The sequence below is a fragment of the Dyadobacter endophyticus genome (assembly GCF_014641595.1).
Taxonomy (GTDB): Bacteria; Bacteroidota; Bacteroidia; order Cytophagales; family Spirosomataceae; genus Dyadobacter; species Dyadobacter endophyticus.
In genome coordinates, this window is record NZ_BMIA01000001.1 from 2,623,685 (window position 1) to 2,635,062 (window position 11,378).

Genomic DNA, 11,378 nt, shown 5'->3' on the forward strand with positions numbered 1-11,378 from the left:
AATTAGGGGCAGTCCGGATTTCCATTCATTCACATCAACCATTTAAACTGAAAACAGATGCCCTCTACCATCAAATCAGTTGCGATTTATCCACCGCTCGGCATTGCGCGTGTCGGGAACTCGGATGAATTTTTCCTGGCCTCGGAGATACCGGGACAACCTCCTGTGCCCGAGAGCGGGTACAAGGATGCGCTCGGGCGCGTGAAGAAACAGGCCGTTCTCTTCCGGATTTACGGCATCGGCGAAAACGGCGAGGTGATCAGGGAACTGACAGCCTCCGACAATGTAAGCATTAGCTGGCGGGTGCATGTTGCCAACAGGAAGGCCGGCTGGTACCAGTTTATGAATGCCTTGGATATTCCCGGTTACGGAATACCGGCGGCATTTCGTAATGCGGGCGTCAAAGGTGATGACCGTTCCCAGTTAATCATCGACCCCGGGCCAAGGGCGATCAACGGCCAAAACGTGAGCGGCCCCGCTTACCAGTTTGACGGTGGCAAGTTTTACGATACCGAGGTTCCGCTTGGAGAAGTCCGTACAGATCACGCAGGACGCCTGATCGTGTTGGGCGGGGAAGGAAAGTCGGCCTCGCATAACAGTTTGCCAGCCATCACTTTTGCCAACAACGACGGCTGGCACGACGATGTTTCCGACGGCACGGTCCGCGCGACTGTCGTGCTGGATGGCCAGACGTTCGAGGCTGCGCCGGCGATGGTAGCGGTAACGCCTCCCAACTTCGGACAGGGATTGTTTGCCGTCGTGACCATGTACGACGTCGTGTATGACCTGTATGTACGCAGCGGCTGGCTGGAAAAACCGGAAGCGATCGTTTTCTATGAACACATCTATCCGATCCTCAAACGGACCGTCGACACGCAGTGGGTAAACCACGGTTTCTACATGCTGTTTGGCCAGAATTCGCCCAGCGATTTTACCGAAAAAGACATTCTTGCCAAACTCTCCGACCCTTCCGAAAGCAGCCGGGCAGATAGGGAACGGGTATTCAATTGGTACCGCAAGCCGAATGGCGACCAATATGAGCCGGAAAAGATCCCGCCGTTTTACGGAGATACCTTCGGCGATTATGAAGCGCTACCGAGCGTGGATTTGCCTCTCACCGCAACCCAGTATGAATGCATGGAGCGTTGGGCGAATGGAGATTTTACCACGGGTTCGCTACAAGCACCACCGTTGTTTGACCATCTGAATCCGGAAGAACAGGTTGCCGCCCTTAACAAGGCCCCCCTGGAAGAATGCCTCGGCGGGCCATTCCACCCCGGCATCGAAATCACCTGGCCTTTCCGCAACCTGATTTTCTGGCAGGAGAAAAAGCCTTTCCGTATTAAAATACTTCCGGAAGGTGTTTCGCCCAAAGACGATTATGGTCCCCTGTTGTCCCCCGCCATCGCCCTGCAACCAGGAGGGCCGCTCGATGGCAGCGGGCCGGGGTCGCTCACCCGCTGGCTTGGCGTGCCCTGGCAAACCGACGAAGCAAGCTGCCTCTCCGGATATGTGGCCTCATTGTACCTGGCGCTTCCCTCCTTTTGGGCCGCGCGCGTTCCTAATCAGGTGCTTTCGAGCGACAGTTTTACCAGGCTGTCAGACAGCGGTATGAATGACGCCCAGCGGTTGAAGCACCTGGATTACCGCCAGGACTGGCTGCGCGACCTGGGTACACAGTATCAATCCAAAATCAATAATATGGTGGCCCGCTGGCATGAGCTGGGCATTATCGTGCAACATCCGCTGCCGAAAACCGGTGAAACCAAGTGGCTCCCCGAACAGCTATGGGTAGAGTCGGACCGCGCGCAGTTTACGGAGAGCGACCCAACCTACCAGCAGGTCCTGGAAGCGGAACATGCAACGCCACAGATACTTCGGGAAGCTACGGTGCTTTTGAAAACCGTGGCGGGAGACGAGGAAAGCCCCGCGCGGCCACGGCGCGAACGGCGTGCATTCAGACGCGACGAACGCTAGATGGAGCACACAACGCCCGTCGTGATCGCCGGAGGAGGCATTGCCGGGATGGCTACTGCATTGAGTCTGATTAACCGTGGAGTTGGTTGCCTGGTTGTCGAGCCTGAAATTGCATTGACGGCTAAAATCGGCGAAACGATTCCACCCAATGCGACTTCCATATTGGCAAGGGCCGGGATCGATCATTTGATGGTCGATCCGGCTCACCTGCCGTGTTATGGCAACCATTTCGTATGGGGCAGCGATGTTCCGTACGAAAAGAGTTTTTTCACACAGGTCAATCCGCATGGGTGGCATCTGGACCGGCCTTTTTTTGAAAAACAGCTGCGGACGCACTGCATTTCCCGTGGCATTGGATGGCTGTCGGGCCATCGCGTGACATACATCGAACAACTTCCCGACCGTTGGCAGGTTTCCCTGGATGGGGAGCAAAATGCCACAGTTTCATGCAGCTTCCTGGTGGATGCCACCGGCCGCCAGGCCCGGATCGCCCGCATTCTGGGCCGGAAGCGAAAGCGGCTGGATGCGCTGGTGGGCATCTCCGCGCAACTGACCGTCGGCGACACTATGCTGCGGCAAAATACTTTTATCGAAGCTGTCGCAAACGGCTGGTGGTATGCTGCGCCGCTTTCCAATCACAAGCTGTCAATTGCCTACATGACCGACAACGACCTGGTCGACAAGGAATTAATGAATACCAATCATTTTATGGCATTTGCCCAGTCAAGCACCAACAAGTTAATATCCAACCTATTAAAGAAACCCATTGCCTGTAATGCCGAAGAAATAACGCTAAGACCCGCCTCCACCTCCATGCTCGATGAGCGAACTGGTAACCGGTGGCTGGCCGTCGGCGATGCTGCCTATTCTTTCGACCCTATCTCTTCATACGGGATCATGTCGGCATTGGAAGGCGGCTATTATGCGGGCCACGCGATCGCGGACACGCTTGCGGGTCACACGGACGCCCTGCTCGCTTACGATGTGATCATCAGCCAGGCATTCGATATTTATCTTCAAATGCATAGCCAACAGTATTCAGCCGAGCAGCGATGGGCGGGATTGCCTTTTTGGAACCGGCGGAAAGTCGGATAAAACAAAGGGAAACGCTTTTTTAAATTCAGCTCATTGCTTCCCGGCCGCGAACCGCGCAACCTGGTTTTGCTGATATTTGATCACCTCATCCAGTTTTTCAGCACCTAATGTTTCGACCAGCATGTCGGCAAAGCTCCGGGTGCGGTTATCGCCCAGTATCCTTCCATGCTTCGTCTCAACAGGCCCCAGCAAGCTTATAATCAGATGAATATCCACTTTCGACATTTCGCCAAACAATAGGTAAGCGGGAAAATAAAGTCGTTGATAAAGCGAAAACAACAGCTGTTTCCCGGTACCGGTGAGTTGAACCAGCTTGGCGCGTTTGTCCGATGGATCGGTTCTTTCGGAGATGTAACCCGCTTTTTTTAATCGGTTCAGTAAGTCGATACCCGTGGTTTGCTCGAAAAAGTTATAGCTGATCACATCAATTTTTCGGGCCTCGCCCTGGTGGAAAATTGTGTTCAGACAATAGAATGCATCCAGCTCCACTTCGTCTCCCTCTTTCAATGCCAGCTTGGAATAGGCGGCTAGCATACTGCCTAGTCTTCCAATCAATTTGGCAACGGTCGATGTCTGATCTGGCGGCTCCACCCCTGCAAAGAGCCCTTCGGACACGCTGTTAATCTCCGTCATGGCCAGGTAATGCCTGCAAAAGTCCGACACGGTCGCGTCAGGATGGGTTTCCTGGTAATTATCCCATTCACTGATCAGTTCAACGACAGGTTTCATAATAAATCGATTTTGTTGCAAATATAAATAAAATAATCGGTTTCGTTGTTTTTATATCTTTTTCGATCTAGTTTTGTATTTATAAAACGAAATCGATGTAAATATCAGGAGCGTTTTACAAAAATCTTTACGGCATACAGCCGGAAACGAGGCTCCCTTTCACACGTCTGACAAATAGCGGAAAGAGTTCTGAATTCCTTAAATGAAGCGTTTATATGAAAGCAATTATTATTGGCTGCGGGATCGCCGGCCCTGCCATGGCACTTGCCTTGAAAAAAATTGACATCCAGTCTGTGATCTACGAAGCAAAACCGGATACTGACGACGAAAAAGGCGCTTTCCTTGGTATTTCCCCGAACGGACTTAACGTTTTGAAGCAATATGTCGCATTAGATGAAGTCCTGACGGAATACACGCCCGGAAAGATCCGGTTTTTCAATTCCCGTAACAAGGCCATCGGCGTGATCGATAATGCGGATCAAATTTCCCGCTACGGCAGTCAGACGGTTCAGATTAAACGTAGTTTGCTTAATAGCTCCCTGCGCAAGGCCGCTCAGCGGGCCGATATTCGCGTCGAGTTTGGTAAATACCTGGTATCTGTCGTTCAAAATGAGGAGAATGGCATCGTAACGGCCCATTTTGCGGACGGTTCCACGGCCGAAGGCGATTTGTTGATTGGCTGCGACGGCATTCATTCGGTCGTCCGCCAGAAACTTTTCCCGGATGCACCCAAACCGGAGTACACCGGCTTGCTGTCCACCGCGGGGACCAGCAATTTGGCCAATTTTTCGCTTCCGACGGACGCTATTCACATGACATTTGGCGAACGCGGGTTCTTCGCATATGCGGTCTCGAATCATGGCGAAGTCTGGTGGTTTAACAACATCGCCCAAACAACCGAACCGTCCCGGCAAGCGCTGAACCGCTCGGAGAAGGCCGATCTGACAGAGCGGTTGCTCGCATTGCACCGGAATGACCCGGAACCCATTGCAGCTACCATCCGGGCCGCACATTCGATTGAAATTTACCCAATTTACGACATCCCGTTTTTGCCGGAGTGGCATCAGGGACGCATTTGCCTGATCGGCGACGCTGCCCATGCTACGGCCCCGCACATTGGCCAGGGCGCCTCCCTGGCGCTGGAAGATACACTGGTTCTGGCCCAATGCATCCGGGATTTTGCCGATCTGTCAACAGCCTTTACGCACTTTCAATCCCTACGTCAGGCACGGGTTCAGGCCATTATCCAACAAGCCCGCAAGGTTGGGGATAGCAAAACCGTCCCTAACCGTTTTCAACAATTTTTCCGCGACTTGCTCCTGCCGTTGTTCGTCAGGCTGGAAGCCCGAAAAATGGAATGGGTATACGGCTACCAGGTCGACTGGCATCGAAAACTGGTATGATTCAGACCGAAAAAGCCATGAAAACAATCCTCATGCAACTACTCAGCCCTTGTCAATACAATGCTGCCGCTCGCACGGCATTTAAGCCGCAGAAGCCCACCTTCATCTTTGACGATCTCAATTCCTTTGGCTGACGCTACCCGGTATTTTTCAAAAGGTTTTTTCAAAACAATTTCACCCTCCTTTTCGGCGGTCATTCCGATCGATGTAACCTTACCGCCACGTTTGGCAGCACTTACGAGAACGGCCCCTTCGGCGCGTAAATCCTTAAAATCAGCGTCTTTCCATACTTCGGGCACCGCCGGCATGATCTCAATAAAACCGGCATAACTTTGTAGCATCATTTCCTGCAAACCCGAGGCGAATGCGAAATTACCTTCCAGGGTAAACGGCCGGTAGGTAAATTTTGAAAGCCCCGATTTCGTCTGGTCGCCGTTGGCGTGGAAGCTATTGGGCAGGCAGAATGCCTTCGCGAAAATTTCAAGGGCCTTTTGGGCGCCCGCTCCGTCTTTCGCCCGCGCTTTCAGGTTTGCCAGCCAGGAATAGGAATAGCCGCACCAATAATCGGGACCGATTTTATCCAGCAATGCGATGGTGTTCCCGATCATTTTCTGCGCCTCCGGGCCATCCTCCCATTTGATGAGGCCCAATGGATGAATGGCCATCAGATGCGAAAAATGCCGGTGCGATTCGTTGTACGGAAGCGTTGGGGCAAACATCAGCTCGCTGTTTTCAGTAAAGGCAAACGGCGGGAATTCGGCCAGAAGCTCACGCCACTTTTGCGCCTGTACCCGGTCGCCCGTCGCGAGCGCGAGTTCCGCACCCGCCCCGAATGCAAACCTGATCAACGCCAGGTCATAATTCGTTGTCTGGGGAAACCAGGCTTCCAGCTTGTTGTCGCGGATTTCGGGACTCGAACTGATGGGCAATTGCCGGATCCCCTTTTCATTTTTAATAGTAATATTTTCAAAGAATGTACAAACCTGTTTGAACCAGGGATAGGCACGATCTTTCAGAAAATCGCTATCCATACCGTAGCGCCATTGCAGATAGTAATGATGCGCAAGCCAGCCCGATACGGTCGGGGAAAGCGAATACTGGATCCAGCCGCCCATTTCGGTACCATCGAGGGTGGTTACGCCCGGAACAGCGAGACCTTCTACACCGAAATATTGTTTGGTATAGCGTTGGTAATTCTCCTTGTTTTCGTCCAAATGATCGAGGTATCCCAATGCTTCTTCCAGGTGGTTACCACTGTAAGCAGGCCAGTAGCTGAGCTGGGTGTTGAGGTCATGGTGGTAATCACCTTTCCATGGCGGGATACGGCCATTATCCGCCGTCCATACCGCCTGCAATGAAATGGGCGGGGCGCCACGCCGGGCGGCCGAGCCGAACTTGTATTGTTCGACGTACCATTGTTTTTCGATCAGCGCGTCCGGCACACGAATGGACGACATATTCCAGAATTTCTGCCACCAGGCAACGTGCGACGAATAAGCGGTGGAGTAGGTCCCTTTTAATGCATCGCTCGTAATCGCGGCAGCATTGGGTCTGGCCGCTGCGTTCGGATAATGTGACGAAACACTCCATACCCCTTCTATAATTCCGTTACGAAGCGGCTTCCATTTCACGGCGATCTCGTAACTGAAACCGCCCCAGCCCTCCTGACGATAAGTAATGCTATTGGCTTCCCGCGTAATGATGCCCTGTTTGTACCCGAGGCGGGCGAGATCATCACCCACCAGCGAGTTGACCTCGCCTCCTTCCTTGACCGCCCCACTGTATTTGGGCGCAATGAGCTCTGGCATCACATTCTCCGAAACATGCTCAAACCGGAACCAGCCCGCTGGTTTAGTGGCGTGTACAAAGGTCTTCAGCACCATCCCGTTGGACCATTCCACCACTGCCGTGGCCGAAGCCAGCAGCACATCCGCCTTCGTTACTTCAATCCCTGCGGGAAGGGCGAATTCCAGTGCGCCGGCAGGAATCTTGGACGGCGCCGGCTCGCGGTCATAAGGCGCATCAAAATACTGCTGCACAGGCTTATAATCCTTTTTCCGAACCTGGTCCTGTACCCATTTGTAGCTGAATTCTTCGCGATGCAGGCCAGCCATCGGGCGCATGTCCCAGATATCGGCGCGATCCAGCGAGAGGCGTAGCTTACCTTCGCGTTCCCAGATCAGCGCTCCTACCGTGCCATTACCCAGCGGCAAAGCCTCGTCCCAAACTTTGGCAAGCTTGTCAAAATGGAGGTTATGTTTCTCCTGCGGTTGGGCCTGGCCCGTCAAAAACGACAACGCCGCCAGGCAGGTCAGCGTGGTTTTCAAAAAGAAATTATGATCAGTACCCGTCATTTTGTTCCTCATTTCAAATCTTCAATAGAATTGATAGCCGATTCGATATCCTTGATAGCATTTGATTTACTGACAACCTTTCCGGCCTTATCAACCAGAAAATAGGTTGGAAAGGCGACAATATTATAGGTCTGGTTCACTTTTCCATTGTCTGCTTCAAGCTCGGAGAGCTGGACCCAGTTCAGGTTATTTTCCTTAATCATATTCACCCATTTGTCGCGGTCATTTTTGGATTCTGCCGCAATCCCGACAATCGTCATTTTGTTTGCGAAGCGGTCATAAAGGGCCTTCAACGCCGGAAATGCCCGGACACACGGGCCGCACCAATGGCCCCAAAAGTCGAGAAGGACGTATTTACCTTTGAAATCAGCCAACGAAACAGGGTTGCCGGAAACATCCGGGATTGTGAAGTCGGGTGCTGATTTGCCGGGAACAGGTTGATTTCGGACGGCATTTAATCTCTGCGAAAGCTTTATTCCCTGCTTAGAGGCACGGACAGCCGGCGTGAATGCCTGCCACAACGTTTCGTGTGTCGCGAGCTCGGCATCGTTGTACATGGATTGCCAATAAAGAAGCTCAGCGGCCATGCGGCTGGATGGATGCGATTGGATGAATGCCCGTGTTTTTACCTCCTTCTCCTTTTCCAGTTTGCTCTTCACCGAGTCGGGTTTACCATTTGCCAGCTCGTCATATTTCCAGTCGATTGCTGCATTGTACTGATCCACCAGCGCGTTTTCCTTCCCACCCTTTAAACGTAGCCTGAATGGGTGATCAAAAGAGCCGGAGACAGTTACTTCGCCCGGTTCAACCCATAGCCGTAAATATCCCGACGTTGCGAAGAGCATTGTCAATGTGCTATCGTCGGAGCCTTTGGGAGTGTATTTAAAATGGTCATTTACAGCTAAAACTGTATCAACCTGGCGCTTCCCGTCCTTCACATACCGGAATTGGATTGGCGACTTCCCTATCCCGGTAATTGATCCGGCAATGGTCGGTTTTTGGGCATAGGAAGTAAAAACGCCGATAGTGAGAAATAGAAAAACCGATTGGAGAATGATGTTCGGGTTCATGCTGGCTAATGTTGGTGGACGCCTTTCGGATTTACAATGTAATCGAATTTTTCCCTGCTTTTAAATATAGCATCCTGCCGACCCTGAAAAATCGGCTGCGACCTTATCCGTACGTGTGTATCGGGCGAGCGGTACCGCCCCGCACCGGGCCGCCTTATTGCCCAATGTGTCCGTTTCGCAATGATTCCGCTTACGTAACTTCCGCCAGCACGCCAATTTTGGACATTAATCCTTGTCAACAGACAGTAATGTTCATCCTTACAATTCAAATTATGAAAAAGTTATTATTGGCGGCCTTAGTGCTAATGTCAACAGGTGCATTCAGCCAGGGTTTGGTGCCCGGCCTGACGAAAAGACTGGAATTCGGAATCAAAGCCGGCGTGGGTTACAGCGATTTCGTTAATGCAAACTTCGCTACCGATCCGCTCGTTGGCTATCACTTCGGAGGCACCATCGGCTTTAAGCTCAACGACCGGTTTTCTATCCAGGAAGATATTTTGTATTCTCTGCAGGGAGCCAAAGCCAAGTCCGATATTTTGGGCAAAGAGGATATCAAACTCCACTACACGACCGTCCCGATCCTGCTTCGCTATAAAACAAGGTCGGGATTCTATCTTGAAGGCGGTGCGCAAGCGGCTATGCTTATTAAAGAGGAAGTGCCGGGTCTTGCCGGTGACCAAAAGTTTGCAAAAAAAGTCGACGCCGGCGCAGTAGGCGGTATCGGTTTCCAATCCAAAATGGGCCTTGGTATGGGGGTGCGCTACATTTATGGTTTTACTAAAATCGGCGACACAGGTAATCCGATCATCAAACCGGACTTTACGACGTCGACCGCGCAGGCAAGCATCTTTTATACTTTCTAGCGGCTTACCGCACGCTCATATTCCACAACTCCGGGTAGCCGACAGCCGCCCGGAGTTTCCTCATACCGCTCCGGTAAGCCATTTGAGAAAGGCTGGCGCCTTCTCTTTACTAATTGTCACCGTTTCACTTACAGGCACATTCACACTGATGGAAAGCTTCCGTGACAAGATACTCGACGCATTCACGATCGCGCTCCGGTTGACCAGATATTGCCGGTTTACACGAAAAAATCGTCTCCCACAACTCCTTCCAATTCATCCAGACTTTTACCCGGATAATAGATCTTTTTCTCAAAAGTAGTCAGGTGGACAATTCCGTGCTCCAGACGGAACAGCGCGATATCCGCTATTTTAAGCGGGAATATCGTATCCTTAAAATGGATCAGCAATGACGAGGGCCTGGCCGCCCTCACATCGGAAAACAGCCGCCTGACCGATTCGTATTGCGTTGAAATGTCCCCGACCTTGCCGCGGGTCAGGTTTTTGTATTTAGCCAGTGCCCGGGAAACGGATTCTTTGGTAAAAGGTTTGAGGATATAGTCGATACCGTTCGCATTAAATGCATGGAGCGCATATTCGTCGTAAGCAGTACAAAAAATCACCGGAACCTGCTGTCCCGCGAGTATTTCAAAACTCAATCCGTCGCCCAGCTGGATGTCGCTGAATATCAGGTCGGGGGCCGGGTTGCTCCCGAACCAGCGAACGCCTTCGTCCACCGATTTGATGATTGCAGTGATTGCAAGGGACGGATCCGCTTCCTGTATCGTCTGCATCAGGTCATCCGCCGTCAGCCATTCGTCTTCGATGATTACGATGTTCATTTGTTGAGAATTTTAATGCTCACCCTGAATACCTCCGGGCCCGATTCGATCCCGATCTGCCCTGCTCCCAGGAGTCGGTACCGCTCGGTCAGGTTCGACAGCCCCTGACCTGTCGACGGCTCCTTGTAGGCCCGTACTTGCAGGTTGTTGCTTACACGAATGTAGCCTTCGTGCTCGTCGATCAGGATTTTAATCGGTTTTTCTTCCGTCAGCAGGTTGTGCTTCAACGCATTCTCGACCAGCGGCTGCAAGGAAAAGAATGGCAGGAATCCACTATTCACCGTGTGGTCGGAAAGCGCTACTGAATAGGTCAACGCGCTTCCAAACCGGACCTGCTGCATTTGCAGGTAGTTCAGGCAAAAGTCAAGCTCGTTTTTTATCAATGTGGTGGTGGTACCATGGTTCGAGACGGCGACCCGGAGAAAATTGGCCAGATGCACCAGGTAACGTTCGCCTTCGTTAACATCTCTTTTGTAAAGTGATTTGACGGTGTTCAGAGCATTGAACAGAAAATGGGGATGGATTTGCTGACTAAGCAGAAGATTCCTCGTTTCTCCTGCATATGCTTTCAATTGGAGATTTTCGATCTCGCTTCTGGCTTTGCGGTGTTGCAGGATCACCAGATTTTGCAGCATCAGGATCAGTGTGTTGAATGCAGATACCGCCAGTATCGCCAGGCTGTAAGATTCCAGCATGTTTTCCCCCTCGCCCTCCCAGGGCCGTCCCGTTACAGCCATATGGAAGTATCTGACCAAAAGCCAGACCAAAATGGCCACGCAGTAGCTCAGACTATAAAATAGAAACTGGTCGTGAGTGAGATACCGCGAAGATCTTCGGGCAAAAAGGATGTGTAAACAAAGATTGAGAAAGCCCGCCAGGCCGATAAATAGCGAGATCTGGACAAACCGTACAAGGGTGTCGGCCGGATTCTTGGTGATGGCCAGGAGAAATACGCAAAACACGACCGACAACAATACAGAAAGCACGATGTTGAGCTTTACGAGATTTCTTGTCGGCAGCGATTCAGACATTGACCAAGGGAGTGTTTGACAATGCCTAAAAATAG

The 11,378-nt window shown here is 51.8% G+C and carries 10 protein-coding genes; 4 read left to right on the forward strand and 6 right to left on the reverse strand.

Annotated features, from left to right (window positions below; all coding sequences use genetic code 11):
• The first annotated feature begins 57 nt into the window (after nt 1–57).
• Together IEY24_RS10565 and IEY24_RS10570 are read left to right on the forward strand one after the other, a co-directional pair.
• On the forward strand, nt 58–1,977 hold the full coding sequence (locus IEY24_RS10565) for a LodA/GoxA family CTQ-dependent oxidase (protein ID WP_188931440.1): 1,920 nt from the start codon (nt 58–60) through the stop codon (nt 1,975–1,977).
• Nucleotides 1,978–3,072 (forward strand): FAD-dependent monooxygenase, encoded by a 1,095-nt coding sequence (locus IEY24_RS10570; protein ID WP_188931442.1) that lies wholly within the window; start codon nt 1,978–1,980, stop codon nt 3,070–3,072.
• A gap of 30 nt (nt 3,073–3,102) precedes the next feature.
• On the opposite strand, the gene IEY24_RS10575 is transcribed toward IEY24_RS10570, so the two are convergent.
• Nucleotides 3,103–3,801 carry a MarR family winged helix-turn-helix transcriptional regulator gene (locus IEY24_RS10575; protein WP_188931444.1) on the reverse strand — a complete coding sequence of 233 codons (699 nt, stop codon included), beginning with the start codon at nt 3,799–3,801 and terminating at the stop codon, nt 3,103–3,105.
• 215 nt (nt 3,802–4,016) lie between these two features.
• On the opposite strand from IEY24_RS10575, the gene IEY24_RS10580 reads away from it, so the two are divergent.
• A complete protein-coding gene (locus IEY24_RS10580; protein WP_188931446.1) occupies nt 4,017–5,204 on the forward strand; it encodes an FAD-dependent oxidoreductase in 1,188 nt (395 codons plus the stop codon).
• 38 nt (nt 5,205–5,242) lie between these two features.
• On the opposite strand, the gene IEY24_RS10585 is transcribed toward IEY24_RS10580, so the two are convergent.
• The gene (locus IEY24_RS10585; RefSeq protein ID WP_188931448.1) at nt 5,243–7,558 is read right to left on the reverse strand and encodes a glycosyl hydrolase family 95 catalytic domain-containing protein; all 2,316 of its coding nucleotides are present in this window, start codon (nt 7,556–7,558) and stop codon (nt 5,243–5,245) included.
• 8 nt (nt 7,559–7,566) lie between these two features.
• Nucleotides 7,567–8,628, reverse strand: coding sequence for a TlpA disulfide reductase family protein (locus IEY24_RS10590; RefSeq protein WP_188931450.1), 1,062 nt, complete (start codon nt 8,626–8,628; stop codon nt 7,567–7,569).
• A gap of 272 nt (nt 8,629–8,900) precedes the next feature.
• Here IEY24_RS10590 and IEY24_RS10595 point away from each other — a divergent pair, with 272 nt between their 5' ends.
• Entirely contained in the window at nt 8,901–9,491 is a 591-nt protein-coding gene (locus tag IEY24_RS10595; protein ID WP_188931452.1) for a porin family protein, read from the forward strand.
• 60 nt (nt 9,492–9,551) lie between these two features.
• Here IEY24_RS10595 and IEY24_RS33085 read toward each other — a convergent pair whose 3' ends face one another.
• Genes IEY24_RS33085 through IEY24_RS10605 form a run of 3 tightly spaced genes read right to left on the reverse strand, consistent with a single transcriptional unit; the run spans nt 9,552 to nt 11,343 of the window.
• Nucleotides 9,552–9,677, reverse strand: coding sequence for a hypothetical protein (locus tag IEY24_RS33085; RefSeq protein ID WP_369009287.1), 126 nt, complete (start codon nt 9,675–9,677; stop codon nt 9,552–9,554).
• A 32-nt stretch (nt 9,678–9,709) separates the two neighbouring features.
• On the reverse strand, nt 9,710–10,312 hold the full coding sequence (locus IEY24_RS10600; RefSeq protein ID WP_229221831.1) for a LytR/AlgR family response regulator transcription factor: 603 nt from the start codon (nt 10,310–10,312) through the stop codon (nt 9,710–9,712).
• Complete coding sequence (locus tag IEY24_RS10605) at nt 10,309–11,343, reverse strand: sensor histidine kinase (RefSeq protein ID WP_188931454.1); 1,035 nt, start codon at nt 11,341–11,343, stop codon at nt 10,309–10,311. Before IEY24_RS10605 ends, IEY24_RS10600 begins: the two co-directional genes overlap by 4 nt.
• Nucleotides 11,344–11,378 lie beyond the last annotated feature (35 nt).

Bases quoted from the DNA above. Each gene is read 5' to 3' on its own strand.
- IEY24_RS10565 (WP_188931440.1), top strand. From the start codon at position 58: ATGCCCTCTACCATCAAATCAGTTGCGATTTATCCACCGCTCGGCATT.
- IEY24_RS10570 (WP_188931442.1), top strand. From the start codon at position 1,978: ATGGAGCACACAACGCCCGTCGTGATCGCCGGAGGAGGCATTGCCGGG.
- IEY24_RS10575 (WP_188931444.1), bottom strand. From the start codon at position 3,801: ATGAAACCTGTCGTTGAACTGATCAGTGAATGGGATAATTACCAGGAA.
- IEY24_RS10580 (WP_188931446.1), top strand. From the start codon at position 4,017: ATGAAAGCAATTATTATTGGCTGCGGGATCGCCGGCCCTGCCATGGCA.
- IEY24_RS10585 (WP_188931448.1), bottom strand. From the start codon at position 7,558: ATGACGGGTACTGATCATAATTTCTTTTTGAAAACCACGCTGACCTGC.
- IEY24_RS10590 (WP_188931450.1), bottom strand. From the start codon at position 8,628: ATGAACCCGAACATCATTCTCCAATCGGTTTTTCTATTTCTCACTATC.
- IEY24_RS10595 (WP_188931452.1), top strand. From the start codon at position 8,901: ATGAAAAAGTTATTATTGGCGGCCTTAGTGCTAATGTCAACAGGTGCA.
- IEY24_RS10600 (WP_229221831.1), bottom strand. From the start codon at position 10,312: ATGAACATCGTAATCATCGAAGACGAATGGCTGACGGCGGATGACCTG.
- IEY24_RS10605 (WP_188931454.1), bottom strand. From the start codon at position 11,343: ATGTCTGAATCGCTGCCGACAAGAAATCTCGTAAAGCTCAACATCGTG.